Source organism: Vibrio sp. 1288 (assembly GCF_033344475.1).
In genome coordinates this window covers 1-574 of the sequence record NZ_JAWPOX010000892.1, presented here as the reverse complement: position 1 = coordinate 574, position 574 = coordinate 1, and the positions used below count along the sequence as shown (strand labels likewise).

At 50.0% G+C, this 574-nt stretch carries 1 protein-coding gene; it reads left to right on the top strand.

Going from position 1 to position 574, the window contains the following annotated elements; translation table 11 throughout:
- The coding region (locus R8O11_RS29945) for a helix-turn-helix domain-containing protein (protein WP_318195223.1) at positions 1–574 on the top strand (574 nt) is incomplete at both ends.

The following is a 574-nucleotide window of genomic DNA, read 5'->3' as shown; positions in this document are numbered from 1 at the left end:
CGTCCTTGTTTGCGTTGTCGTCCAGACAGCGCACCGGGATCGTGGGCATGGAAAGGTGTAGAAACAACATTTCAACGCGCGATTTCGTTGATTGAGCGAGGAGAGCTGCATCACCACTCGGTGTCTGAACTGGCAGAGCGCGTTGGGATTTCTGATCGTTACTTGCGCATGTTGTTCGAGCAGTATCTCGGCATGTCACCAAAACAGTACGCGCAATATCAGCAGTTAATGTTCGCCAAACAGTTGCTGCATTCCAGTTCGATGTCGGTTACGGAAGTCGGCTTCGCCGCCGGTTTTAACAGCACGCGCCGTTTCAACGATGCGTTCCAAAAGTTTCTGAAGCTCACGCCTTCTCAAGTTCGTCGAAGAGAATTTGATGGCGTGAGCACGAATCGAATTGCGTTGTCTTATCGTGGCGAGTTGAATTGGCAACACATGCTGGATTTTTACCGATTAAGAGCCATTGAGGGCGTGGAGCGGGTGAGTGGCGAGAGTTACCAACGCAACGTTTGTTTGGATAACAGCAAAGCGTGGTTTAAGGCGATCAAAGGTGAAGGAAACCTTGAGTTTGAAT